The following is a 23,097-nucleotide window of genomic DNA, read 5'->3' as shown; positions in this document are numbered from 1 at the left end:
GCTTGCGGTTATCCGCCGTCATTCGGGCCAGCGGCGGATAACGCTGGCGCGTTATGCGCCCTACTCTCTTGCGAGCATTGACGCGTCAGGGTTTGCCCAGCTGCTCGATCACACCCTCGGCCTTGAGCGCAGCCAGGCGCGCGTCGTCGAGCCCCAGGCGGCGCTTGAGCACCTCGTCGGTGTGTTCGCCGAGCATCGGCGCCGGGCGCTGGTATTCCACCGGGGTGTCGGACAGTTTCAGCGGGCTGCCGACCATGCGGAACGCGGGGTTCTGCGCGTGGGGAATCTCCACCAGCATGTCCCGGGCGACCACCTGCGGCTCGTCCAGCGCGCGGCCGATATCGTTGATCACGCCGACCGGCACCTTCATCGCGTGGATGCGGCGCACCCAGTTGTCGGCGGTGTCGCCCTGGAAGTGCTCGGCCAGCTTGCCGACGATCACGTCGCGGTTGCGCACGCGGTCGGCGTTACGGGTGAAACGCGGGTCCTTCGGCAGTTCGGGCAGGCCGATGGCGTCGCACAGCGAGACGAACTGGCTGTCATTGCCGCAGGCGATGATGAAATCCATGTCCTGCGCGCTGAACACCTGGTACGGCACGATGTTGACGTGGGCGTTGCCCTGGCGGCCCGGCGAGCGGCCGGTGGCGAGGTAGTTCTGGCTCTGGTTGCCGAGCATGGCGACCTGCACATCGAGCAGCGCCATGTCGCAGTGCTGGCCGCGACCGGTCTTCTCCCGCGCCAGCAGCGCGGCCTGGATGGCGACCACCGAGTACAGGCCGGTCATCACGTCGGACACGGCGACACCGACCTTCTGCGGGCTGGCGCCGGGCACGCCGTCCTTCTCGCCGGTGATGCTCATCAGCCCGCCCATGCCCTGGATGATGAAGTCGTAGCCGGGCTCCTCGGCGCGCGGGCCGGTCTGGCCGAAGCCGGTGATGGAGCAGTAGACCAGGCGCGGATTGACCTTGGACAGGCTGTCGTAATCCAGCCCGTACTTGGCCAGCGAGCCGGCCTTGTAGTTCTCGATCAGCACGTCGCACTCGCAGGCCAGGGCGCGCACCAGCGCCTGGCCTTCTTCCGTCGCCAGGTTCAGTGCCACCGACAGTTTGTTGCGGTTGGTCGACTGGTAGTACGCCGCCTCGCTGCTGTCCGAGCCGTCGGCGGCCTTCATGTAGGGCGGGCCCCAGCCACGGGTGTCATCACCCACGCCGGGCCGTTCGATCTTGATCACTTCCGCGCCCAGGTCGGCCAGCACCTGGCCGCACCAGGGGCCGGCCAGCACGCGGCTGAGGTCGAGTACGCGGTATCCGCTCAAAGCACCCATCTTCAATTCCTCGCAGGCGCGCTTACGCGCGCTCGATAACCATGGCGAGCCCCTGGCCCACACCGATGCACAGGCTGATAACCGCATAGCGTTGACCACTGCGCTGCAGTTGTCGCGCGACGCTCAGCGCCAGCCGCGCGCCGGAAGCGCCCAGCGGGTGGCCGACTGCGATGGCGCCTCCGTTGGGGTTGACCCGCGCATCGTCGAAGTCCACGCCCAGGCCGTGCAGGCAGCCGAGCACCTGGGAGGCGAAGGCCTCGTTGATCTCGATGATGTCCATGTCGGCGAGGGTCAGTTCGGCGCGGGCAAGCGCCTTGTTGATCGCCTCCACCGGGCCGACGCCCATGATGCGTGGCTCCACGCCGACCGCCGCTGCCGAGAGAATCCGCGCGAGCGGCTTGAGGCCGTGGCGTTCGCCCGCCGCAGCCGAGCCGATCAGCAGCGCGGCCGCGCCATCGTTGACGCCAGAGGCATTGCCGGCGGTGACCACGCCGCCTTCGGACAAGGGTTTCAGGCGCGCCAGCGCGGCTTCATCGGAAGACGGACGCGGATGTTCGTCCTGCTCGACCACGTTCGGCGGCGTCTTGCGCCCAGTGGGCACGCTGACCGGGAGGATTTCCCCGGCGAAGAAACCGGCCTCGCGGGCGGCTTCATAGTTGGCCTGGGAGCGCGCGGCGAAACGGTCGGCCTGCTCGCGGCTGATGCCGAACTCGCGGGCTACGTTGTCGCCGGTCTCCGGCATGCTGTCGTTGCCGAACCCGGCGATGATCTTCGGGTTGGGGAAGCGCGCGCCGATGGTGCTGTCGAACACCGTCAGGTCGCGGCTGTAGGCGGCCTCGGCCTTGGCCATGACGAAGGGCGCGCGGGACATGCTTTCCACGCCGCCAGCGACGAACAGCTCGCCTTCGCCACAGGTCACGGCACGCGCCGCGTCGATGACGGCCGCCAGGCCGCTGGCGCACAGGCGGTTCACCGTCTGTCCCGGTACGGTCACCGGCAGGCCGGCGAGCAGCGCGGCATGGCGGGCGATATTGCGGCTGTCTTCGCCGGCCTGGTTGGTGTTGCCGAGGATCACGTCCTCGATGGCTTCGCCGGGCACGCTGGTGCGGGCCAGCAGCTCGCGGATCACCTGGGCGATCAGATCGTCCGGGCGCACCGGGGCCAGGGCGCCGCCATGGCGCCCGAAGGGGGTGCGCAGGCCGGCGTAGATAAAGGCATTGAGCATGGAGGTCTCCTTGAAAGAGGTGGACGCTGGGCGTCAGCCCAGCGCGGGGTCGGCATGGCGCAGCGACAACCCCAGCGCGGCGCGGCGGCGCAGCCAGGGGCCGGGGCGATAGCGGGCGTCGCCGGTCAGGCCGATCATGCGTTCGAGAATGCTCAGCAGGCGCGCCGGGCCGACGCTGTCGCCCCAGGCCAGCGGGCCCTGCGGGTAGCCCAGGCCACGGCGCACGCCTTCGTCGAGGTCATCGACGCTGGCGATGCGCTGCTGGACGATGTCGCCAGCCAGGTTGACGATCAGCGCCAGTACGCGCTGGGCGACGAAGCCGACGCTGTCATTGATCACCGTGACGCCCACGCCGTCAGCCGCCAGCAGCGCATGGGCGGCGTCGCGCATGGCGCTGGAGGTCGCCGGGTTCTGCATCAGGCAGCGGTGGCGTTGCAGATCCAGCAGCAGGTCGATGCACAGGGTACGCGCCGGGTCGGTAGCGAAGCTCTGGCACGCCGTGGTGGCGTCAACGCCATAGGGAGCCAGCAGGCACAGCGCCTCGCTGCTTGGCTGGGCGCCCTGCTCCAGGGTCGCGCCAAGCTTCTTCAGCAGTTCGCCGAGCAGTTCGCGATCCTGGTCGTTCTCCGCACCGATCCACACCGGCGGCAGGGCGGCCACGTTCGGCACCGGTTGCGGAGCGGGCGCATCGATCATCTTGCCGTCGGCATAGCGATAGAAGCCGCGCCCGACCTTGCGCCCGACGAAACCGGCCTCGAGCATCTGCCGGGTCAGCGCCGCCGGGCGATAGCGCGGCTCCTGGTAGAACTGGTTGTAGATGGACTCGATCACCGGATGGGAAACATCCAGCGCAGTCAGGTCGAACAATTCCAGCGGGCCCATGCGGAAGCCCAGGCCCTCGCGCAGGATGCGGTCGATGTCGGCCGGTTCGGCGATGGCTTCCTTGAGCATCTGCAGCGCCTCGGTGCTGTAGGCGCGGCCGGCGTGGTTGATGATGAAGCCGGGGGTGTCCTTGGCGCGGATGCCGCGATGGCCCATGCGCGCGGCCAGCGCCACCAGGCTGTCGCCGACCTGCGGATCACTGGCCAGGCCGTCGATCACCTCGACCACTTTCATCAGCGGCACCGGGTTGAAGAAGTGGAAGCCTGCCACCCGCTGCGGATGCTGGCAGCCACGGGCGATGCTGGTGACCGACAGCGACGAGGTATTGGTCGCGAGAATGCACTCGGCACTGACCACGGCTTCCAGCTCGGCCAGCAGCGCCTGCTTGGCATCCAGGCGCTCGATGATCGCTTCGACCACCAGGTCGGAATCCGCCAGCTCGCTCAGGGAGCCGGCGACCAGCAGGCGCGCCAGGGTGGCGTCGGCCTCGGCGGTGGTGATCTTGCCCTTCTCCGCCAGTTTGGCGAGGGTCCGGCCGAGGTTGTCGCGGGCGGTTTGTGCGGCGCCGTCACGGGCGTCGAAGAGTTTCACCTGGATGCCGGCCTGGGCGGCGATCTGGGCGATGCCGCTGCCCATGACGCCGGTGCCGACGATGGCCATGCGCTCGATGCTGAAAGAAAGGGTCATGCTCATTCCCCCAGGAAACTGGCTTTGCGTTTTTCCAGGAAGGCGGCGGCGCCCTCCTTCTGGTCCTGCGAATCGAACAGCAGCTGGAAGGCCTTGCGCTCCAGGGTCAGGGCGCTCTCCAGCGGCAGGTCGGCGCCGGCGAGCATCACTTCCTTGATCTGTGCCACGGCCAGCGGCGGTAGCGCAGCAATCTCGGCGGCCAGCTCCAGCGCGCGGGGCAGCGTGCGCGCATCTTCCACCACCTCGCTGAGCATGCCGATGGCCAGGGCTTCCGGCGCCTTGATCAGGCAGCCGGTCAGGGCAATGCGCATCGCCTGGAACTTGCCCACGGCGCGGATCAGCCGTTGGGTGCCACCCGCGCCGGGCATCAGCCCGAGCTTCACTTCCGGCTGGCCGAAGCGTGCCGACTCACCGGCGACGATGATGTCGCAGTGCATCGCCAGCTCGCAGCCGCCGCCCAGGGCGAAGCCATTCACGGCGGCGATCACCGGTTTCGGGCAGCGCGAGATGGCCTCCCACAGCAGCTCGGTATGGCGGCGGTACATCTCGATGGGGCTGGCCTGGGCGAATTCGCGGATGTCCGCCCCGGCGACGAAGCATTCCTCTCCCCCGGTCAGCACCACCGCGCGAACGTCGCGATTTTCGCTCAGGGCACGGAAGTGCTCGGCCAGCTGCTGGCGCACGGCAGCATTCAAGGCGTTCTTGGCTTCCGGTCGGTCGATGCGGACGACCGCCACACCATCGGCCTGGATATCGAGATGAACCACGCTGGTATTCATTGGAGCTCTGACCTCTTAGTTGTTTCGTCTGACGAAACTACATTCCGTATTTCGATTTCATCATAGTGACACCTCATCCAGCCTGTAAACGGTGAAGATCGACACACCCTCTAAAAGCCTTTAAATACGCGTCTTTGAATATTTTTAAGGGTACGCCTGTACTAACCAGTCCAGACCCATTACAATTTCGCCTGACGAAACTGAATTTTATTTTATTGATTTTCCGTGAATAGGGGTTCTACCATGCGCCGCAACAAGACGGAGATGGACTCGGCTGCGCCGACGAAAAACGAAGGTGAGATCGGCCTGCTGGAACGGGGACTGTATGACCCCGCCACGGCACTGAGCGAAGAGGAAAACAGCGGCCAGTTCGTGACGGCCCTGGCTCGCGGCCTGGAGATCCTGCGTTGCTTCACGCCACGGGAAAACGTGCTGAGCAACCAGGACCTGGCCCGCAAGACCGACCTGCCCAAGCCGACCGTGACACGCCTGACCAACACCTTGATGCGCCTGGGTTGCCTCAAGCGCGAGGTGCACTCAGGCAAGTACCAGCTGGACGTCGGCGTGCTGGGTTTCGGCTACGCGATGCTGTCGAACCTGTCGATCCGCGCGGTGGCCCATCCGCTGATGGAGGAACTGGCCAACCACGCCCAGGCGGCGGTGGCCATGGCCGCCCGCGACCGCCTGCAGATGGTCTATGTGGACGTCGTGCAGGGCCAGGGAAACATGACGATGCGCCGGCAGATCGGCAGTTACCTGCCGCTGGCGGCGAGCTCGGTGGGCCGCGCGTGCCTCGCGGCGATGCCGGAGAACGAGCGGGAATTCCTGCTCGACCACGTTCGCCAGCGCGAACCGGAAAACTGGCCGGCCATCCGCAAGGGTCTGGACCGCGCTTTCAGGGACTTCACCGATTACGGCTACTGCCTGTCGATCGGCGAATGGCACCGCGACGTCAACTCCGTCGCCGTGCCCTTGGTACATCCGCAGTACGGGCTCCTGGCCTTCAACTGCGGCGGCCCGAGCTTCCAGCTGACACGCGAGAAGCTCGAGGACGACATCGGGCCCCGCCTGATCAACATGGTCAACAACATAGGTGCCGCCGCTCGCTGAATCTCGGGTGACGGTGCCTCGGAAGACAGGCCCGCTCGCGGGCCTTTTGAGGAGTGCACATGATCCGAGACCCAGAAACGCTGCAGATACTTCTGGATTCCATCCACCAGTTCGTCGGCGAAGTGCTGATCCCGCGGGAGAACGAGGTCGCCGAGACCGACGCGATCCCGCAGGACATCGTCCAGCAGATGCGCGAGATGGGCCTGTTCGGCCTGACCATCCCCGAAGAGTTCGGCGGCCTGGGCGTGACCATGGAAGAAGAGGTGAACATCACCTTCGAACTCGGCCGCACCTCCCCCGCCTTCCGTTCCTACATCGGCACCAACAACGGCATCGGTTCCATCGGCATCCTGATCGACGGCACGCCGGAGCAGAAAGCCCACTACCTGCCCAGGCTCGCCAGCGGCGAACTGCTCAGTGCCTTCTGCCTGACCGAGCCGGACTCGGGCTCCGATGCCGCCTCGCTGAAAACCACCGCCGTGCGCGATGGCGACTTCTACGTGCTCAACGGCACCAAGCGCTTCATCACCAACGCCCCGCATGCCGGCATCTATACCGTGATGGCCCGCACCAACCCGGCGATCAAGGGCTCCGGCGGCATCAGCGCGTTCATCGTCGAGCGCGGCACCCCGGGCATTTCCCTGGGCAAGCCGGACCACAAGATGGGCCAGAAAGGCGCGCACACCAGCGACGTGATCTTCGACAACGTGCGCATCCCCGCCAGCCAACTGATCGGCGGCGTCGAGGGCGTGGGCTTCAAGACCGCGATGAAAGTGCTCGACAAGGGCCGCCTGCACATCGCCGCGCTGAGCGTCGGCGCCGCCGAGCGCATGCTCGCCGACGCGCTGCAATACGCCCTGGAGCGCAAGCAGTTCGGCCAGCCGATCGCCGAGTTCCAGCTGATCCAGGCAATGCTGGCCGACAGCAAGGCCGAGATCTACGCCGCCCGCTGCATGGTGCTGGACGCCGCACGCAAGCGCGATGAGGGACGCAACGTCAGCACCGAGGCCTCCTGCGCGAAGATGTTCGCCACCGAGATGTGCGGCCGCGTAGCCGACCGCTGCGTACAGATCCACGGCGGCGCCGGCTACGTCAGCGAGTACGCCATCGAGCGCTTCTACCGCGACGTCCGCCTGTTCCGACTCTACGAGGGCACCACCCAGATCCAGCAGGTGATCATCGCCCGCAACATGATCCGCGAAGCCCAGTCCTGATGCACCAGTTCTGAGGCACCCGATTCGGCAGCGCGTGGCCACGCACCACGCGCCTGCCGGCAGGATTCGCACGCACGCTTACCGAGGGTCGGCCAACCGCCCCGCCAACAACTACAACAGGTAATTCGTTCATGGAAAACACTGCTTCCGCACCGGCTGCGAGCGCCGCCACCCAGAGCAAGACCTGGGTCCTGGTCTTCGCCTTCTGCTTCATCGGCCTGCTGATCGATGGCGCAGACCTGATGCTCCTCTCCTACAGCCTCACCAGCCTCAAGGCCGAGTTCGGCCTGAGCAACCTCCAGGCCGGCAGCCTGGGCAGCGTCACTCTGGCCGGCATGGCCTTCGGCGGCATCTACGGCGGCTGGGCCTGCGACCGCTTCGGCCGGGTCAAGACCGTGGTCTGGACCATCGTGCTGTTCTCGGTCGGCACCGCAGTGCTCGGGCTGACCCACAACTACTGGCAGTTCGCCGCCGCGCGCTTCGTCGCCTCGCTGGGCCTCGGCGCCCTGTACGTGGCCTGCAACACGTTGATGGCCGAATACGTGCCGACCAAATACCGCACCACCGTGCTCGGCACCCTGCAGGCCGGCTGGTCGGTGGGCTACATCGTCGCCACCCTGCTGGCTGGCTGGATTCTGCCGGACCATGGCTGGCGCTACCTGTTCTACATCGCCATCATCCCGGTGGTGCTGGCCGTGGCGATGCGCAAGCTGATCCCCGAGCCCGCCGCCTGGGTCCAGGCGCAAGCAGAACGCCAGCAGCGCAAGGCCGAAGGCTCGTCCGGCCGCGCAGCCACTGCACCCCGGCAGAATGCCTTCAAGCAGATCTTCGCCGACCCGAAGGCCAGCCGCATGTTCCTGTTCTGGGCACTCACCGCCGGTTTCCTGCAGTTCGGCTACTACGGTGTGAACAACTGGATGCCGTCGTACCTGGAAACCGAGATGGGCATGAATTTCAAGGCCATGACCTCGTACCTGGTGGGCACTTATGCCGCGATGATCCTGGGCAAGGTACTGGCCGGCGTCGCCGCCGACTGGTTCGGCCGCCGCACCGTGTTCTCCTTCGGCGCCTTGGGCACCGCCGTGTTCCTGCCGGTGATCGTGCTGTTCCACAGCCCCGAGAACATTCTCTGGATGCTGGTGGTGTTCGGCTTCCTCTATGGCATCCCGTACGGCGTGAACGCGACCTACATGACCGAAAGCTTCGCCGCCGCTTTCCGTGGCACGGCAGTCGGCGGTGCGTACAACATCGGCCGCATCGGCGCAGCCATCGCCCCGGCGGTGATCGGCTTCCTCGCCACGCAGATGTCCATTGGCGTCGGCTTCCTGGTGATGGGTGCGGCGTACTTCATCTGCGGCGTCATCCCCGCCCTGCTGATCCGCGACAAGCAGTTCGACCCGCAACAGGAATGACCTGAGCGCTCAGCGCCCAGCCACGCAAAACGCCCGGTGCAGTGCACCGGGCGTTTTTGTTTTTTCCCCGAAAGCGTCATCAAGAGTCAGCGGGGCAAATCGCAGGCAAAAAAAAGCCCCGCCGAAGCGGGGCTCTTTCGTCAGCGATGTCGATTAGACAGCGCGAACTTGTTCAGCTTGCGGGCCTTTCTGGCCGGCAGTCACAACGAAGCTGACCTTCTGGCCTTCGTCGAGGGACTTGTAGCCGTTGCCTTCGATCTGACGGAAGTGAACGAATACGTCCGGGCCGCTTTCCGGGGTGATGAAGCCGAAGCCCTTCTCAGCGTTGAACCACTTGACGATGCCGTTTTGACGATCGGACATGATGTTGTCTCCTAAAAGAATGCTAAAGGCCGGCCGAAAGCCGACCGGCGATGAGCTGAATGCGTAGTGAAGAGGTGCCGAGGAGATGGAGCATCTTGTAGAAGAACATCAAGTCGCGGAACTCGTTACTGGGCAGGCAGCCCATGCAGAATACAAGGTTTGGCGCTAATTCATAGCTTTTTTTCACGACCAGTGGTGATTTTGACAAATGGTCGAGCAATTACGACGCGACAGGTCAAAGACGTGTAGGCTGGCCGGGCCGGTTTGGCGCCCAACGCAAAGGTGACTTCATGACTGATTCACAGCTGATTCGCGAACGTTCGGAGCTCGATGAAAAGATTGCCGCTTTCCTCTCCCAGGGTGGCGAAATCCAGGAAATCCCCGTTGGCCAACTGGCAGTGAAGGTCGAGCGGAAGTCGCAATGGGCAAAGTCCGATGGGAAGAAACCGGCGCCCTGAGCGTTTGAATGCATGAAGAAAACCCCGCCATGGCGGGGTTTTGCGTTTCAGTGGCTGAGGTAATGGTTCGACAGCCAGTTCAGCGCCCTGCCCGGCCGCGTCAGCGCATCGATGAAGCTGGGCCCCCAGAAGCGGATGTCGTTGGCCTCCAGCACCGCATACATGTCGCGATGACGTGCCTGGCGCTCCTTGAGCGGCATGCTCAGGGCCCGTTGCATGGCGTCGGCCAGGGCGTCGCGGTCGTGAGGATTGATGATCAGCGCGCCGCCCAGCTCGGCGGCGGCGCCGGCGAACTGGGAGAGGATCAGCACGCCGGGATCGTCCGGGTCCTGGGCGGCGACGAATTCCTTGGCGACCAGGTTCATCCCGTCCCGTAGCGGCGTCACCAGGCCGATCCGCGCGTGGCGCATGACCATGGCGATGTCGGCGCGCTGGTGGTTGCGCGCCACATAACGCAGCGGCACCCAGGACACGGCGCCGAAGCGCCCGTTGATGTGCCCTACCCGCGCGCTCACAGCGGCATCGATGTCGACATATTCAGGGATGTCCTGGCGGCTGCCCGGTGAAATCTGCAGGCAGGTGACGCGGTTGTGCCAGTCCGGGTTGCGCTCGAGGAAGCGCTCGTAGCCATCCAGCCGGTTGACGATGCCCTTGGAGTAGTCGAGACGGTCCACACCCACCATCAGCGCGCGTCCACCCAGGCTTTCGCGCAGGTCCTGGGCGGCCTGGCTCTGCGAGGCCTCTTCGGCCAGCCGGCGGAAACCGGCCGCGTCCACGCCCACCGGGAAGACGCCGACGCGAAAATGCTGGTCCTCCAGGTGATAACGCCGGCCATCGGGGGTTGCCGCGCCGACCACGCGGGTCAGGTAGCGGGCGAAGTTGCTGGCGTCGTTCTCGGTCTGGAAACCAATCAGGTTGTACTCGGTGAGCGCGCGGATCAGTTCGTCGTGATGCGGCAGCGCGGTGATGAGGTCAGCCGGCGGCATCGGGATATGCAGGAAGAAGCCAATGCGGTTGCCATGCCCGCGCTGCCTCAGGGCCGAAGCCAGGGGGATCAGATGGTAGTCGTGGACCCAGAGGACGTCGTCCTCCTCCAGCAGCGGGCTCAGGCGCTCGGCGAAGAACTCGTTGACCCGCTGGTAGCCGCCGAACTCGGCCTCGTTGAACTCGGCCAGGTCCACCCGGTAATGCAGGATCGGCCAGAGCACGCGGTTGGCAAAGCCGTTGTAGTACTCGTCGAAGTCCTGCGGATGCAGGTCGGTGAGGATGTACTGCAGGTTGTCGCGCTGGACCATGGTCGGCGGGCCGGGCTCCTCGGCTTTCTCGCCGCTCCAGCCGAACCAGATGCCCTCGCGGTTGCGCATGGCGGCGTCCACCGCCACGGCCAGCCCGCCCGGCGCCGGGCCGTTCTCGTCGGGGATCGCGACCCGGTTGGATATCACCACGAGGCGCGGCATAGACCTTCCTCCCAGCCAATGGAAAGACGCATGGCGGAATTGATCAGCCCGGCCATGGAGTAGGTCTGTGGAATGTTCCCCCAGAGTTCGCCGGTGTCCGGGTGCAGGTCCTCGGAAAGCAGTCCGTAACGATTGCGCGAGGCGATCAGTTGCTCGAACAACTCGCGCGCTTCATCGACGCGACCGATAGCCGCCAGCGCGTCGAGGTACCAGAACTTCACCACCAGGAAGGCGGTTTCCGGCACGCCGAAATCATCCGCCGCGGCATAGCGCAGCATCTGCCCGTTGACGTTGAGCTCACGACCGATGCACTCGACCGTGGCGATGAACCGCGGGTCATCGGCCTCGATGATGCCCAGCTCGTTCATCAGCAGCACGCTGGCATCGAGGTCGTCATGGCCGAAAGCGCCAGTGAAACATTGCTTCTTCTCGCTCCAGGCCTCGGCGAGGATGCGTGCGCGCAGATTGGCCGCCTTGTTCATCCAGCCGCCGGCTTCCTCGCTGCGGCCCAGGCGTTTGGCGATGCGCCCGACGCGGTCGCAAGCGACCCAGCAGAGCAGCGCGGAATGGGTATGGATGCGTTGCCGGCCGCGGTATTCCCAGATGCCGGCGTCGGGTTCGAACGCCGCGTGCACGGCCTTGGCGGCCAGGTTCTCCAACAGTTGCAGCATGCCCTCGCTGCTGGGATTGGGCAGGCGCTCGTCGACAAAACTCTGCAGCACCGCCAGCGCCACCGAGCCGAACACGTCATGCTGGTTCTGCTCCGCCGCCTGGTTGCCGACCCGCACCGGCGCGTGATTGAGGAAGCCGGCGAGGTCCGGCTCGATGCGTTCGGTGAGGTCCTGATTGGGGATGATGCCGTACAGCGGCTTGAGCTCGGCATCACCGCTGGCCACGGTGGTGATGAAGTCGATGTAGCCCTCCATGGTCCGCGTGGCGCCCAGGCGGTTGAGGGCGAGGATCACGAAGTAGGCATCGCGCAGCCAGCAATAGCGGTAGTCCCAGTTGCGCTGCGAGTCGGGCGCCTCCGGCACGGAGGTGGTGGCAGCGGCGATGATCGCCCCGGTGTCCTCGAAATTGCACAGTTTCAGGGTGATCGCCGAGCGGATCACCACCGGCTGCCATTCGAAGCAGATGGCCAGCCCGCGCACCCAGTCGTGCCAGTGGTTCTGGGTGCGTTTGAGATAGTCGCGGACCACTTCGCCGGGAGCGTTGTCGAGCGGTTCATCGAGACCGATCACCAGGCTCACGGGATGGCGCAGGGCGAATGGCGTTTCGTGCTGGATATAGGCCAGCGGCGCGTCGGTGGTCAGGCGCAGCGGCTCATCACCTTCCAGGTAGCGGATATGGCTGGAGCCGGTGGCGCCCTGGCTCGGCTTGCCATAGCCGTGGGTCGGACGCACACGCAGGGTGATCTTCGGTACGCCCTCGATGGGCTCGATCAACCGGCACAGCTGCGCAGGGCGGTAGACATGGCCGTGCTGCAGGAAACGCGGAGCGAAATCGGTGATGCGCACCGCGCCGCCGTTGTCGTCCCGCAGCACGGTGGTGATGATCGCCGTGTTGCGTTGGTAGTCGGACGTGCTGCTGGCCTGGTTCTCCAGCACCACATCGGCAAAGCCTTTCTCATCATCGCCGGCCAGTAGCCGGGAAAAAGCCGGATCGCTATCGAAGTTCGGGTAGCACCACCAGACCAGCCGTGCCTGCGGATTGACCAGCGCGGCCACCCGGCAGTTGCCGATCAGGCCCAGTTCCAGAGCACCTTCGTGCCGGTTCGTCATCGGTTGATTCCTCCTGCTTGCATCAGAGCGGCGCGGACATCCGCCGCGTCGCTGAACACCGCGCTGGCACCGGGCAAGGCACGCCCGACCGAAAGGCCGAGGCCGCCCAGCGCCGGCATCAACGCGATGGCGGGTTCGTCGGTGACGTCGTCGCCGATATACAGCGGCAGCCGTCCGGCGAAGCCAGGCATACCCAGCAGCCGCTGGATCGCCTGGGCCTTGTCGACGCCTTCGGGGACGACTTCGTAGACCTGCTTGCCGTTGAGCAAGCGCAGCCCTGCGCCCTCCGGCGCGCGCAGCAAAGCCTGCAACTCGACATGCAGTGCTGCGGCGAGCGAAGGTGCGGAGCGGTAGTGCAGCGCGTAGCTGCTGCCCTTGTCCTCGGCCTGGATACCGACATGCCGGTTCGCCAGGGCGTTCAACTGCACTCGCACGCAGGCAGGCAGGTCTTTGCTGGTGCGGCGCAAGGGGCGGTCGCCACTTTCGCGCCAGTGCGCGCCGTGGCCGCCGCTGGCGGCGAGGCGCAAGGGTTGCAGGAGCCGGTCGAGTTCTTCGACCGGGCGGCCGCTGATCAGGGCCAGGGCACCGTCGAGTCGGCGGTGCAGGTGCGTGAGGGCATCGAGCAGCCCGGGCGGTACGACGACCGCGCCGGGAGATTCGGCGATGTCCAGAAGGGTTCCGTCGACATCCAGAAACAGTGCGGTCTGCTGAGGTCGGCTGAGCCAGAGGTTCAGCAGCGCAGTGGCTGAGGCCTCGCTATGCGGGACCATGGCGGTGTCGACAGGTCCCCTTGGTACGGGACGTGACATGAGCCATTTCTCCATGTTCAGGGCGTGCCGCAGGCCGTGGGTAGCCGTTGCGGACGTGAAAGGGAGCCCAAGGACCCTAACATGTGGGACCGCGAGGGTCGACCGCGGGTTTCACCGGAGTGCCGCGTGGCAGGCGCATGCCAGAGCTGAGCGAGCCAACCGATGGGGATTGGAGCAGAAATTTACTGCATGAAAACTCCTCAAGGGATCGACCATCAGTCTCCTTTCGGAAGGGATACATCTACCCGAAGTCAGGTCGAGCCCACAGAGTCGGATTTAACTGACAGAAGAACTGGAATCCCCTGCCTCACATGGCGGGCGTCGTTTTCGAAAATGTGCCAAGCCAATCTTCCGTGAGTAAAACTCCATGCCTCCCCTTTCCGCGCTGGTACTCCAGGCCTCCGGGCTGCACCGCTCGACCGCCGTCACCGCGCTGCACCATCTCGGCTACAGCTTCCTGTCGGAGGTATCCAGCAACGCCTTCGCGCTGGACCGCCTGCGCAGCCTGGGTGGCGTACACCTGTTGATCTGCGATGTGCGCAGCGAGCCGGTGGCGCGTCTGGAGTTTCTCCAGACTGTGGCCCGAGAAGGGCTGGCTCAAGGCGTTGTGGTCAGCGGCGAACTGGCGCCGGGTACCTGGACCGCCCTCGCCCATCTTCTGCAGGTGCAGGGTCTGAAGGTCTATTGGCTCGGCAACGAAGCCGCCACGCTGGAGCGCCTGCGCGCACTGCTGGCGGACTTCCAGCCACAGGAAGCGCGTTCCGCACTCTCTCAGCAGGGGGAGCAGAGCAAAGAAGGGACGCCCGCCGAGGTGCTGGGCAGCGGCGCCCTGCGCGCCTTCCTGCAGCCAAAGGTGACAGTTGCCACGGCACAGATCTACGGCTTCGAAGTACTGGCCCGCTGGCAGCGCGAAGACGGGCAACTGCTGGCACCCGGCGAATTCCTGCCGGTCCTGCGTCGCAATGGGCAGCTCGACAAAGGGTTGTTCGAACTGATGCGTCAGGCCATCGAGGCACTGCGGGCGCACAATCGCGCCGACCTGGAGCTTTCCTTCAATCTGGAATCCGAGCAGTTGGCGCAGACGGACTTCGCCTCCGCTGTCGAACGTGTATTCCGTCGACTGGAGATGGACCCGAAAAATGTCACCTTCGAACTGACCGAGACTTCGCCGCTGCATGCGCCGCCGCTAAGCCTGGAAAACGTACTGCGCCTGCGCCTGCTCGGTTGCGGTCTGGCGATCGATGATTTCGGCTCCGGCCACTCCACGCTGCAGCGCCTGGTCGAACTGCCGTTCACCGAACTGAAGCTGGACCGAACCTTCCTTGCCGACCTCAACAACGGCGATCCGCGCCGCCACATCGTCCTGCGCAATGCGCTGGCCCTTGGCCGCGAACTGGGTCTTATGGTGGTGGCCGAGGGTGTCGAGAACGCCAGCCAGCATCGTCAACTGCAAAGCCTGGAGTGCGAATCGGCGCAAGGGCATTTGTTCGGCAAGCCCGTCAGCACCAGCGAGCTGGGTCCAGTGCTGCGGGGCGTCCCGACGCGCCTGCAGAAACCCGAGGTCCTGTCGGCCAAAGCGGACTCCGTGATTCGTCTGGCCGAGCAATAAGCACACAAAAGAAAACGGCTGTTGCGGACTTCCTGTCCGCAACAGCCGTTTGGATTGTCCTCAGCAAAGGACGCAGGAATTGTAGGCCATTGGCCATCAAGCCGTCTTCCCAGTTCTCCCGCATGGCCGGCAAATCAGCACATACGCGACAAAACACCGCAAATTCCCTAGGCAATGTCTGCCAATTCGCGGCACATTCGTCCCAATATGGTCGGATATACGACGATTGCCCCGGCGTCCCCGCCCTGCCCCGCGTGATGTCTATCACGCTGTTTCGCCCTAGCTCACCGATGAACTGTCTGGTTACCATGCCCGGCTGCGCGCTGGATGCCAGGAAGGCATAAATCCAAATGGATCGCCCCAGTGTTGCCCACCTTCAGTTTTGGCAGCCGATACATGCCCCAGACTTCCGTGCGTTCGCCCCGCCGCTCGCTGATTCGCTTTGCCCTGACCGGCACCGGCTCCATTGTCGTGGCCGCCCTTGGCTTCTTCGCCTGGCAAGGCTTCTATCCGGTGCAGGCCACCGATGGCTGGTCCGTGGAGGTGCTGCACAAGAACGTGCAGAAAGCCGCGTCGCTGGTACCGCTGCCCGATGGCGGCCTGCTGGTCAGCCAGGAGTTGAAGAAGGACAAGGGCAACATCCTGCGTATCGCCGCCGACGGCGAGCGCCGGATCATGGTCGACGGGCTGTCCAAGCCTGACGGCATGATCGCCGCCCAGGGCGGCTGGGTGTTCAGCCAGGAATCCGACGGCAAACCGGTGCAGTTGCTCAGGGATGGCAAGGTCACCGACCTGTTCATGGGCCAGTCCGTCCAGGGCCTGTGGGACGACGGTGAAAACCTCTATGCCATCGAGGACCGCCGCGACGACGGCCGCCTGCTGCGCTACCGGTGGAGCGATGGCGCACTGACCGTGCTGCGCGACCACCTGCACGAAACCGAATCCGTCACCCGCTGCACCGACGGCAAGCTGCTCTACACCGAGAAGAAGAAAGGCGTGGTGCACCAGTTCAGCGACGACGGCAAGGACCCGGTCCTGCTCTCCGGCCTGAACCAACCCACCTTCCTGATGTGCGACCAGCGCGGCCTGTGGATCAGCGAAGACTCCACCCACCGCGCGCGCCTGCTGCTGTGGGACGGCAAGGGTGAACCGCGCACCATCCTGTCATTCCTCAAGGCACCGCAGTCCATCGTGCCCGACGGCAAGGGCGGCTACCTGCTCGCCGAAGGTGGCCGCGACCGCGTGCTGCAGCTCACTCCGGCCAAGTGACACCCTCAGGCGGTCGGCACGACCGCCCTACTCCTGCGCCGGCATTACAAGGCCGGGCATCACCTCGACCAGCGCATCGATTGCCAGCCGCACCTTGCGCGGCAGCTGGGTGGTCTGCTGCCAGGTCGCATGAACGTCGTAGAGGAAGCCCGGCTGCCCCGGCAGCAACTCCTCCAGCGCCCCCGCCTCGATGACCTCGCGTACCAGCCAGTAGGGCAACCACGCCAGCCCCATGCCGCGGACTGCTGCGTCGGCAATGGCCGCCAGGTCGTCGAAACGCAGCCGGGAGCTCGGCGCGAACTCCGCCGGCTCCAACCCCTCACGGGGGAACAACCACGGATTGATCCGTCCGGAGCGGTGGTAGACCAGCACCCGATGCGCGGCCAGCTCCTCGATACTCGCCGGTCGCCCGTGCTGCTCCAGATAAGCTGGCGCCGCACACACCACCATGCGCTGCCGGCCGATGCGCCGCGCAATGATGCCGTCCCTGGGCTGCGGTTCCCCCGTGCGGATCGCCAGGTCGATCTGCTCTTCCGCCAGGTCCGTCAGGCGGTCACTGAAGCGCAGGTCCAGCTCCAGTTGCGGATAGCGCTGCGCCAGTTCCAGCAGGACCGGCGCCACGCAGCGCCGACCAAAATGCACCGGCATCGCCACCCGCAGTCGACCACGCGGCTCAGCCACCTCGCCGGCGGCAAGGATGTCCGCCGCCTCCGCATCGGCCAGCAACATGCGACAGCGCTCGTAATAAATCCGCCCCGCCTCCGTCAGGCTCTGCCGGCGCGTGCTGCGCATCAGCAACTGGGCGCCCAGGCGCTCCTCGAGAAAGCGCACGTGCTTGCCCACCATCGGTGCAGACATTTCCAGGGCATCCGCTGCCGCCGCGAAGGACCCGAGGTCCACCGCTCGGACAAAGACTTCCATACTGGTCAGACGATCCATTCGAAACCCCTGATTTCGACCAACTGTTTCTATACGCCATTTATCGGGCAATTCCCATGACTGATAGTCGCTTTACGTCAAATCACTTTCGTATTGGAGCATCACATGGAAAGCACCAAGACCCGCGCCGTTCGCTTCCACCAGATCGGCGGCCCGGAAGTCCTGCGCCTAGAGCCGGTGGAAGTTCGCCAGCCCGGCGCAGATGAAGTGAGTATCCGGGTCAAGGCCCTGGGGCTGAATCGCGCCGAATCGCTGCTGCGCACTGACCGCTACATCGAGAGCCCGCAGTTCCCTTCCGGACTGGGACTGGAGGCCACCGGCGTGGTCCAGGCCGTGGGCAGCGCGGTGCGCGGATTCGCTCCGGGGGATGCGGTGAGTGTCCTGCCGCCGACCTCGATGCAGGAAGACCCGACTCACGCCGAGCATCTGGTGGTTCCGCAAGCTCGCCTGGTGAAGAACCCGCCGGGACAGGGCTGGAACGACGCCGCCGCCACCTGGATGCAGTACCTGACAGCCTATGGCGCTCTGATTCAGGTCGCCGGGCTGCGCGAGGGGGACTTCGTCGTCATCACTGCCGCATCGAGCAGCGTCGGCCTCGCCGCCATCCAGATCGCCCGGCGCGTGGGCGCGGTGCCCATCGCCGTGACCCGTACCTCGGCCAAACGCGAAGCTCTCCTGCAGGCCCGCGCCGCCGAAGTCATCGCCAGCGAAGAGGAGAACCTGCGCTCGCGCCTGCTCGAGATCACCGGCAAGGCCGGCGCCCGGGTGGTGTTCGACCCGGTGGGCGGCCCGATCTTCGAAGCGCTGACCGCGACCATGGCCGAGGGCGGCATCCTCATCGAGTACGGCGGCCTGAGCCCCGAACCCACGCCCTTCCCGCTGTTCGAGGTGCTGAGCCGTTCTCTGGTCCTGCGTGGCTATCGCGTCTATGAAGTGCTGGAAAATCCGCAGCGCCTGCGCGAAGCCACGGAGTTCATTTACACAGGCCTCGCAGACGGCTCGCTGCGCCCGGTGATCGCCCGCACCTTCGCCTTCGACGAGATAGCCGAGGCCTACCGCTACCTGGAGTCCAACCAGCAGTTCGGCAAAGTCGTGGTCACCGTCTAACCATCGGATACACTGCCCCGGCGCGGCTCCCCGCCGCGCTGGACGCAGCGGAGCCGAGATGCCAAGGGAAAACTTCAACGACCTGATCGCCTTCGTCACCGTCGCGCGCGAAGGCAGCTTCACCAAGGCGGCGGCGCAGCTGGGCGTCTCCCAGTCGGCGCTGAGCCACACCATCCGCGCGCTGGAAACCCGCCTGGGCCTGCGCCTGCTCAGCCGCACCACCCGCAGCGTGTCCCCCACCGAAGCCGGCGAACGCCTGATGCAGACGCTGGCGCCGCGCTTCGAGGAGATCGAGGCGGAGCTGGCGGCCCTGAGCGACTTCCGTGACAAGCCGGTCGGCACCCTGCGCATCACCGCCGCCGAGCATGCGGCCAGCACCGTGCTCTGGCCGAAGCTGGCGAAAGTGCTGCCGGACTACCCGGACATCAAGGTCGAGGTGAGCATCGACTACGGCCTGACCGACATCGCCGCCGAACGCTTCGACGCCGGTGTGCGCCTGGGCGACCAGGTGGCCAAGGACATGATTGCCGTGCGCATCGCCCCGGACCTGCGCATGGCAGTGGTGGCCAGCCCCGCCTACCTCGCGCGCAAGGGACGGCCGCTGGACGTGCCGGCACTGGCCAGCCACGACTGCCTGAACCTGCGCCTGCCGACCTACGGCGGGCTGATGGCCTGGGAGTTCAGCAGGGACGGCCACGAAGTGAAGGCGCGGGTCGAAGGCCAGCTGACCTTCAACAGCAGCCCGCACATCCTGCGTGCCGCGCTGGATGGCTTCGGCCTGGCCTACCTGCCCGCAGACATGGTCACCGAGCACGTCGCTGCCGGGCGCCTGGAGAAAGTGCTGGAAGACTGGTGCCCGACCTTCCCCGGCTACCACCTCTACTACCCGAGCCGGCGGCAGAAATCCCGCGCCTTCACGGTGCTGGTAGACGCCCTGCGCCATCAGGACTGAAAGCCCGGCGCAAGGCGTTGCAGGTCAGGACAGCGTGGCCAGATCGATGACGAAGCGGTAGCGCACGTCGGAGCGTTCCATGCGCTCGTAGGCCTGGTTGATCTCGTCCATGCGGATCATCTCGCACTCCGGCAGGATGTTCTTCTTGCCGCAGAAATCGAGCATTTCCTGGGTCTCGGCGATGCCGCCGATGGGCGATCCGGCGATGCGCCGACGGCCGAGCAGCAGCGGGATACTGCTGATCTCGTCGATGGGGCCAACCTGCCCGACCATCACCAGCGTGCCGTCGATATCCAGCAGCGGCATGTAGGGTTTCAGATCGTGCTTCACCGGCACGGTATCGATGATCAGGTCGAAGCTGTTGGCCGCAGCCTTCATCGCCTGCGCATCCGACGACACCAGCAGCGCATCGGCGCCCAGCTCCATGGCATCGCTGCGCTTGTCCGCCGAGCGGCTGAGCACTGTGACCGTGGCGCCCAGGCCGATGGCGAGTTTCACCGCCATGTGGCCCAGCCCGCCGAGACCGACCACGCCCACGCGGCTGCCCGGCCCCACGTTCCAGGTACGCAGCGGCGAATAGGTGGTGATGCCGGCGCACAGCAGCGGCGCCGCCTTGCTCAGGTCCAGGCCGTCCGGCACGCGCAGGACGAACTCCTCGCGCACCACCAACTGCTTGGAATAACCACCCTGGGTCGCTTCGCGGGTCACGCGATCAACGCCGTTGTAAGTCTGGGTATTGCCCTGCCGGCACAACTGCTCCTCACCCTTGCGGCACTGATCGCACTCCTGGCAGGAGTCCACCATGCAGCCCACCGCCACGGCGTCGCCGACCTTGTAGCGCGTCACCTTCGGTCCGACGGCGGTGACCCGGCCGACGATCTCGTGGCCCGGCACCATCGGGTAACGACTGAAGCCCCAGTCGTTGCGGGCCTGGTGCAGGTCGGAATGGCAGACGCCGCAGTAGAGCACGTCCATCGCCACGTCGTTGTCGCGCAGTGAACGGCGCTCGAAGGTGAAGGGGCCGAGCGGGTCCTGCGGGTTCTGCGCGGCGTATCCAAGGGTCTTCATCGGTATTGCTCCTGACGCTTCGAGTGGATGGATTTCAACGACGGGCCGGGCGGCCTTCGACGGGATAGGCGGGATCGCTGTAGCCGGGGGTAGAGGCATGGCCGGGCGGCACCAGACTGTCGACGAAGGCTTCGTCCTCGGCGGTCAGCTGGAGGTCCAGCGCCGGCAGGTAGCCATCCCAGTGCTCCTCGGTGCGCGGGCCGGCGATCAGCGAACTGACCAGCGGGTTGTTCAGCACCCAGGCCAGCGCGAACGCTGCCGGCGTAGTGCCACGGGCGATCGCATGCTCGGCGATGCGCTGGGCGATCTGCAGGGATTCGGGGCGCCATTCGGTCTGCTGGATACGCTTGTCGCCACGGCCGACGCGTGAATCCGCCGGCGGCTCGGCGCCGGGCCGGTACTTGCCGGTGAGCACGCCGCGGGCCAGCGGGCTGTAGGGCACCACCCCGATGCCGTAGTGGCCGGCGACAGGCAATTGCTCGACCTCGGCGGTGCGGTCCACCAGGTTGTACAGCGGCTCGCTGCAGACCGGCCGGTCCATGCCCAGCTGGTCGGCCAGGCGCACCACTTCGGCGATGCGCCAGCCACGGAAGTTGGACAGGCCGTAGTAGCGCACCTTGCCCTGGCGGATCAGCTCGCCCACCGCGCGCAGGCCCTCTTCCAGCGGCGCATCGACGTCGGTGCGATGGAAGTAGAGGATGTCCAGGTAATCGGTGCCCAGCCGGCGCAGGCTGTCTTCCACCGCCTGGTAGATCCACTTGCGCGACTGGCCGCGGTTGTTCGGCCCCTCGCCCAGGGCGTTGCCGAACTTGCTGGCGATCACCCAGTCATCGCGCCGGGCAGCCACCGCACGACCCACCACCTCTTCGGAGCGGCCCTTGTGGTAGACGTCGGCGGTGTCGATGAAATTGACGCCCTGCTCGAAGGCCTTGTCGATGATGCGGCGCGAGGTCGGTTCGTCGGTCTCGCCGCCGAACATCATCGCGCCCAGGCACAGGGGCGACACTTTCAGGGCGCTACGGCCCAGGTAACGGTATTCCATGGAATGCTCCTCAGGCGGCATCGCGTTCGGCGAACACGCGGCGGGCGACGCCCAGCGCGGTGGAAGCCGTGGGCCAGCCGGAATAGAAAGCCAGGTGAGTGATGGCTTCGATCAGTTCCTCGCGGGTCAGGCCGTTGTCCAGCGCCTTGCCCAGGTGGAAATACAGTTCATTGGCCTGGTAGCGCGCCACCAGGCTGGAGACGGTGACCAGGCTGCGGTCACGCGGCGAAAGCCCGGGGCGCTCCCAGACATCGCCGAACAGCACCTGGTCGGTGTAGTCGGCCAGCGCCGGGGCGATATCGCCGAAAGCCTTGTGGGCGGTGGAAGCTGGTTCGCTCATGGTGTTCTCCGCTTGACCCGTTGACTGGGCACCATGCTAGGCCCTGCCACGCCTGCGATTAAGCGCCGAAACGCGTTTGGACCTATGAGGCAGCCTCATGAATGCCCCGCCATAACCCATGAGCCACGCTCATAGGCGAATGCGGTTTCAACCGTCTAATCACGGTGAAAGTCCTTGAGTAAAGTCCATTCCAGACGTTTCGCCGGGCATTCCTGCCCTTCCCGCTTCAGGACTGACTTTCGATTGGAGAGACTTCGATGGACAAGCGCACACTCGGCCACAACGGCCTGCAGGTATCGACACTGGGCCTGGGCTGCATGGGTCTGAGCTACGGCTACGGGCCGGCGGTCGACCGTTACGATGGCATTCGTTTGTTACGTACCGCCTTCGACAGCGGCGTAACCTTCTTCGACACCGCCGAGGCCTACGGCCCGTTCGCCAACGAGGAGCTGCTGGGCGAGGCCCTGGCGCCAGTGCGCGACCAGGTGGTGATCGCCACCAAGTTCGGCTTCAGGGACGGTGACGTTTCCCTCGGCCTGGACAGCCGCCCGGAGAACATCCGCGCCGTGGCGGAAGCCTCGCTCAAGCGCCTGAAGACCGACCGTATCGACCTCTTCTACCAGCACCGGGTCGACCCGAACGTGCCCATGGAAGACGTCGCCGGCGCCGTCGGCGAGCTGATCCGCGAAGGCAAGGTGAAGCACTTCGGTCTTTCCGAAGCTGGCCCGCAATCGATCCGCCGCGCCCATGCGGTGCAGCCGGTGGCGGCGCTGCAAAGCGAGTACTCGCTGTGGTGGCGCGAGCCGGAGAAGGAAATCCTCCCGCTACTGGCCGAACTGGGCATCGGTTTCGTGCCCTTCAGCCCGCTGGGCAAGGGCTTCCTCACCGGCGCCATAGACGAGCGCACGCAGTTCTCGGCCAGCGATTTCCGCAATGTCGTGCCGCGCTTCTCCGAGGAGAACCGCAAGGCCAATGCCGGGCTGATCGACGTGCTCGGCCGCCTCGCCGAGAGCAAGGGCGCGACCCGCGCGCAGATCGCCATCGCCTGGCTGCTGGCCCAGCAGCCCTGGATTGTGCCGATCCCTGGCACCACCAAGCTGCATCGCCTGGAAGAAAACCTCGGCGCGGCCTCGCTGGTGCTGGACGCCACCGACCTCGCCGCCATCGAAGCGGCGCTGCGCGAGATCGAGATCGTCGGCGAACGCTACCCGGCGCACCTGCAGCAACGCGTCGGACGCTGAGGGAAAGCCCGGCGCCCATCGGCGCCGGG

At 65.8% G+C, this 23,097-nt stretch carries 21 protein-coding genes; 9 read left to right on the top strand and 12 right to left on the bottom strand.

Annotation, left to right across the window (positions count from 1 at the left end; translation table 11 throughout):
• Positions 1-85 precede the first annotated feature (85 nt).
• From IB261_RS13875 to IB261_RS13860, 4 genes are read right to left on the bottom strand one after another with little or no spacing between them, the layout of a single operon-like run.
• Positions 86-1,324, bottom strand: a complete 1,239-nt coding sequence (locus IB261_RS13875) for a CaiB/BaiF CoA transferase family protein (protein ID WP_151186941.1) — start codon at positions 1,322-1,324, stop codon at positions 86-88.
• Positions 1,325-1,346: 22 nt separating this feature from the next.
• Positions 1,347-2,549, bottom strand: a complete 1,203-nt coding sequence (locus IB261_RS13870; RefSeq protein ID WP_081520821.1) for a 3-oxoadipyl-CoA thiolase — start codon at positions 2,547-2,549, stop codon at positions 1,347-1,349.
• Positions 2,550-2,582: 33 nt separating this feature from the next.
• On the bottom strand, positions 2,583-4,124 hold the full coding sequence (locus IB261_RS13865) for a 3-hydroxyacyl-CoA dehydrogenase (protein ID WP_192382811.1): 1,542 nt from the start codon (positions 4,122-4,124) through the stop codon (positions 2,583-2,585).
• A complete protein-coding gene (locus IB261_RS13860) occupies positions 4,121-4,897 on the bottom strand; it encodes an enoyl-CoA hydratase (RefSeq protein WP_192223303.1) in 777 nt (258 codons plus the stop codon). Before IB261_RS13860 ends, IB261_RS13865 begins: the two co-directional genes overlap by 4 nt.
• Before the next feature lie 243 nt (positions 4,898-5,140).
• On the opposite strand from IB261_RS13860, the gene IB261_RS13855 reads away from it, so the two are divergent.
• From IB261_RS13855 to IB261_RS13845, 3 genes are all read left to right on the top strand, one after another.
• Positions 5,141-6,007: an IclR family transcriptional regulator gene (locus tag IB261_RS13855; protein WP_081520824.1), complete on the top strand. Its 867-nt coding sequence runs from the start codon at positions 5,141-5,143 to the stop codon at positions 6,005-6,007.
• A 59-nt stretch (positions 6,008-6,066) separates the two neighbouring features.
• Positions 6,067-7,221 carry an acyl-CoA dehydrogenase family protein gene (locus IB261_RS13850; protein ID WP_081520825.1) on the top strand — a complete coding sequence of 385 codons (1,155 nt, stop codon included), beginning with the start codon at positions 6,067-6,069 and terminating at the stop codon, positions 7,219-7,221.
• 131 nt (positions 7,222-7,352) lie between these two features.
• Positions 7,353-8,633, top strand: coding sequence for an MFS transporter (locus IB261_RS13845; RefSeq protein WP_081520826.1), 1,281 nt, complete (start codon positions 7,353-7,355; stop codon positions 8,631-8,633).
• A gap of 153 nt (positions 8,634-8,786) precedes the next feature.
• Here the strand turns inward: IB261_RS13845 and IB261_RS13840 are convergent, their stop codons facing one another.
• Positions 8,787-8,996, bottom strand: a complete 210-nt coding sequence (locus IB261_RS13840; RefSeq protein ID WP_017518411.1) for a cold-shock protein — start codon at positions 8,994-8,996, stop codon at positions 8,787-8,789.
• 290 nt (positions 8,997-9,286) lie between these two features.
• On the opposite strand from IB261_RS13840, the gene IB261_RS13835 reads away from it, so the two are divergent.
• On the top strand, positions 9,287-9,454 hold the full coding sequence (locus IB261_RS13835; protein WP_167523180.1) for a hypothetical protein: 168 nt from the start codon (positions 9,287-9,289) through the stop codon (positions 9,452-9,454).
• 47 nt (positions 9,455-9,501) lie between these two features.
• Here IB261_RS13835 and otsA read toward each other — a convergent pair whose 3' ends face one another.
• The 3 genes from otsA to otsB are packed head-to-tail and all read right to left on the bottom strand — an operon-like array spanning position 9,502 to position 13,501.
• Positions 9,502-10,911: an alpha,alpha-trehalose-phosphate synthase (UDP-forming) gene (gene otsA, locus IB261_RS13830; protein WP_151186934.1), complete on the bottom strand. Its 1,410-nt coding sequence runs from the start codon at positions 10,909-10,911 to the stop codon at positions 9,502-9,504.
• On the bottom strand, positions 10,893-12,692 hold the full coding sequence (locus IB261_RS13825) for a glycoside hydrolase family 15 protein (RefSeq protein WP_192382812.1): 1,800 nt from the start codon (positions 12,690-12,692) through the stop codon (positions 10,893-10,895). Before IB261_RS13825 ends, otsA begins: the two co-directional genes overlap by 19 nt.
• Complete coding sequence (gene otsB / locus IB261_RS13820) at positions 12,689-13,501, bottom strand: trehalose-phosphatase (protein ID WP_225606112.1); 813 nt, start codon at positions 13,499-13,501, stop codon at positions 12,689-12,691. Before otsB ends, IB261_RS13825 begins: the two co-directional genes overlap by 4 nt.
• A 367-nt stretch (positions 13,502-13,868) precedes the next feature.
• Here otsB and IB261_RS13815 point away from each other — a divergent pair, with 367 nt between their 5' ends.
• Positions 13,869-15,110 carry an EAL domain-containing response regulator gene (locus tag IB261_RS13815; RefSeq protein WP_081520830.1) on the top strand — a complete coding sequence of 414 codons (1,242 nt, stop codon included), beginning with the start codon at positions 13,869-13,871 and terminating at the stop codon, positions 15,108-15,110.
• A 396-nt stretch (positions 15,111-15,506) separates the two neighbouring features.
• Positions 15,507-16,379: an SMP-30/gluconolactonase/LRE family protein gene (locus tag IB261_RS13810; protein ID WP_192382813.1), complete on the top strand. Its 873-nt coding sequence runs from the start codon at positions 15,507-15,509 to the stop codon at positions 16,377-16,379.
• 27 nt (positions 16,380-16,406) lie between these two features.
• Here IB261_RS13810 and IB261_RS13805 read toward each other — a convergent pair whose 3' ends face one another.
• Positions 16,407-17,318, bottom strand: coding sequence for a LysR family transcriptional regulator (locus tag IB261_RS13805; protein ID WP_192382814.1), 912 nt, complete (start codon positions 17,316-17,318; stop codon positions 16,407-16,409).
• 105 nt (positions 17,319-17,423) lie between these two features.
• On the opposite strand from IB261_RS13805, the gene IB261_RS13800 reads away from it, so the two are divergent.
• Both IB261_RS13800 and IB261_RS13795 read left to right on the top strand, forming a co-directional pair.
• The gene (locus tag IB261_RS13800; protein ID WP_192382815.1) at positions 17,424-18,425 is read left to right on the top strand and encodes a zinc-dependent alcohol dehydrogenase family protein; all 1,002 of its coding nucleotides are present in this window, start codon (positions 17,424-17,426) and stop codon (positions 18,423-18,425) included.
• 58 nt (positions 18,426-18,483) lie between these two features.
• Entirely contained in the window at positions 18,484-19,377 is an 894-nt protein-coding gene (locus IB261_RS13795) for a LysR family transcriptional regulator (protein WP_081520833.1), read from the top strand.
• A 24-nt stretch (positions 19,378-19,401) separates the two neighbouring features.
• Here the strand turns inward: IB261_RS13795 and IB261_RS13790 are convergent, their stop codons facing one another.
• Genes IB261_RS13790 through IB261_RS13780 form a run of 3 tightly spaced genes read right to left on the bottom strand, consistent with a single transcriptional unit; the run spans position 19,402 to position 21,827 of the window.
• Positions 19,402-20,445, bottom strand: a complete 1,044-nt coding sequence (locus IB261_RS13790; protein WP_151186932.1) for an NAD(P)-dependent alcohol dehydrogenase — start codon at positions 20,443-20,445, stop codon at positions 19,402-19,404.
• Positions 20,446-20,479: 34 nt separating this feature from the next.
• On the bottom strand, positions 20,480-21,487 hold the full coding sequence (locus tag IB261_RS13785) for an aldo/keto reductase (RefSeq protein ID WP_081520835.1): 1,008 nt from the start codon (positions 21,485-21,487) through the stop codon (positions 20,480-20,482).
• Positions 21,488-21,497: 10 nt separating this feature from the next.
• Positions 21,498-21,827 (bottom strand): carboxymuconolactone decarboxylase family protein, encoded by a 330-nt coding sequence (locus IB261_RS13780; RefSeq protein WP_081520836.1) that lies wholly within the window; start codon positions 21,825-21,827, stop codon positions 21,498-21,500.
• A 257-nt stretch (positions 21,828-22,084) separates the two neighbouring features.
• Between IB261_RS13780 and IB261_RS13775 the strand changes: the two genes are divergently transcribed.
• Positions 22,085-23,068, top strand: coding sequence for an aldo/keto reductase (locus IB261_RS13775; protein ID WP_151186931.1), 984 nt, complete (start codon positions 22,085-22,087; stop codon positions 23,066-23,068).
• The last annotated feature ends 29 nt before the right edge of the window (positions 23,069-23,097 follow it).

This window comes from Pseudomonas sp. PDM20, assembly GCF_014852575.3.
Lineage (GTDB): Bacteria > Pseudomonadota > Gammaproteobacteria > Pseudomonadales > Pseudomonadaceae > Pseudomonas.
Note: the sequence above shows the minus strand (reverse complement) of the source record. Positions and strands in the feature narration are given on the sequence as shown.

What these genes read in the sequence shown, in the direction of transcription:
- IB261_RS13875 (WP_151186941.1), bottom strand. Translation starts at nt 1,324, where the DNA reads ATGGGTGCTTTGAGCGGATACCGCGTACTCGACCTCAGCCGCGTGCTG.
- IB261_RS13870 (WP_081520821.1), bottom strand. Translation starts at nt 2,549, where the DNA reads ATGCTCAATGCCTTTATCTACGCCGGCCTGCGCACCCCCTTCGGGCGC.
- IB261_RS13865 (WP_192382811.1), bottom strand. Translation starts at nt 4,124, where the DNA reads ATGAGCATGACCCTTTCTTTCAGCATCGAGCGCATGGCCATCGTCGGC.
- IB261_RS13860 (WP_192223303.1), bottom strand. Translation starts at nt 4,897, where the DNA reads ATGAATACCAGCGTGGTTCATCTCGATATCCAGGCCGATGGTGTGGCG.
- IB261_RS13855 (WP_081520824.1), top strand. Translation starts at nt 5,141, where the DNA reads ATGCGCCGCAACAAGACGGAGATGGACTCGGCTGCGCCGACGAAAAAC.
- IB261_RS13850 (WP_081520825.1), top strand. Translation starts at nt 6,067, where the DNA reads ATGATCCGAGACCCAGAAACGCTGCAGATACTTCTGGATTCCATCCAC.
- IB261_RS13845 (WP_081520826.1), top strand. Translation starts at nt 7,353, where the DNA reads ATGGAAAACACTGCTTCCGCACCGGCTGCGAGCGCCGCCACCCAGAGC.
- IB261_RS13840 (WP_017518411.1), bottom strand. Translation starts at nt 8,996, where the DNA reads ATGTCCGATCGTCAAAACGGCATCGTCAAGTGGTTCAACGCTGAGAAG.
- IB261_RS13835 (WP_167523180.1), top strand. Translation starts at nt 9,287, where the DNA reads ATGACTGATTCACAGCTGATTCGCGAACGTTCGGAGCTCGATGAAAAG.
- otsA (WP_151186934.1), bottom strand. Translation starts at nt 10,911, where the DNA reads ATGCCGCGCCTCGTGGTGATATCCAACCGGGTCGCGATCCCCGACGAG.
- IB261_RS13825 (WP_192382812.1), bottom strand. Translation starts at nt 12,692, where the DNA reads ATGACGAACCGGCACGAAGGTGCTCTGGAACTGGGCCTGATCGGCAAC.
- otsB (WP_225606112.1), bottom strand. Translation starts at nt 13,501, where the DNA reads ATGTCACGTCCCGTACCAAGGGGACCTGTCGACACCGCCATGGTCCCG.
- IB261_RS13815 (WP_081520830.1), top strand. Translation starts at nt 13,869, where the DNA reads ATGCCTCCCCTTTCCGCGCTGGTACTCCAGGCCTCCGGGCTGCACCGC.
- IB261_RS13810 (WP_192382813.1), top strand. Translation starts at nt 15,507, where the DNA reads ATGCCCCAGACTTCCGTGCGTTCGCCCCGCCGCTCGCTGATTCGCTTT.
- IB261_RS13805 (WP_192382814.1), bottom strand. Translation starts at nt 17,318, where the DNA reads ATGGATCGTCTGACCAGTATGGAAGTCTTTGTCCGAGCGGTGGACCTC.
- IB261_RS13800 (WP_192382815.1), top strand. Translation starts at nt 17,424, where the DNA reads ATGGAAAGCACCAAGACCCGCGCCGTTCGCTTCCACCAGATCGGCGGC.
- IB261_RS13795 (WP_081520833.1), top strand. Translation starts at nt 18,484, where the DNA reads ATGCCAAGGGAAAACTTCAACGACCTGATCGCCTTCGTCACCGTCGCG.
- IB261_RS13790 (WP_151186932.1), bottom strand. Translation starts at nt 20,445, where the DNA reads ATGAAGACCCTTGGATACGCCGCGCAGAACCCGCAGGACCCGCTCGGC.
- IB261_RS13785 (WP_081520835.1), bottom strand. Translation starts at nt 21,487, where the DNA reads ATGGAATACCGTTACCTGGGCCGTAGCGCCCTGAAAGTGTCGCCCCTG.
- IB261_RS13780 (WP_081520836.1), bottom strand. Translation starts at nt 21,827, where the DNA reads ATGAGCGAACCAGCTTCCACCGCCCACAAGGCTTTCGGCGATATCGCC.
- IB261_RS13775 (WP_151186931.1), top strand. Translation starts at nt 22,085, where the DNA reads ATGGACAAGCGCACACTCGGCCACAACGGCCTGCAGGTATCGACACTG.